This is a genomic window from Roseateles rivi, assembly GCF_043555845.1.
Classification (GTDB): Bacteria; Pseudomonadota; Gammaproteobacteria; order Burkholderiales; family Burkholderiaceae_C; genus Roseateles; species Roseateles rivi.
Map to the genome: position 1 here is coordinate 1 of NZ_JBIGHZ010000025.1, position 327 is coordinate 327.

1 protein-coding gene is annotated in these 327 nt (G+C 67.0%); it reads left to right on the plus strand.

Features of this window, described 5'->3' with window-relative positions:
• Positions 1–44 precede the first annotated feature (44 nt).
• Positions 45–327, plus strand: a 283-nt coding sequence (locus ACG0Z6_RS16635; protein WP_419964624.1) for an ABC transporter permease subunit, incomplete at its 3' end; no start/stop codon positions are given.

A 327-nucleotide genomic window follows, 5' to 3' on the forward strand; every position in this document is an offset into this window, starting at 1 on the left:
GCTGGGTGAGCGCGTGGCCGACCGTGCTTGAAGGAGTCAAGAGCATGCAAAAGAACAAGCTGATCGTGTTTGGCCTGGCCGCGCTGGCGCTGCTGGTGCTGCCACTGGGGGTGCAGCAGCTGGGCAACGGGCCGGTGCGCATCCTGGACCTGGCGCTGCTGTACGTGCTGCTGGCGCTGGGGCTCAACATCGTGGTGGGCTACGCCGGGCTGCTGGACCTGGGCTATGTGGCCTTCTACGCCGTGGGGGCGTACATGTTCGCGCTGCTGAGCAGCCCGCACCTGGCGGAGAACTTCGAGTGGTTCGCGGCGCACTTCCCTGAGGGGC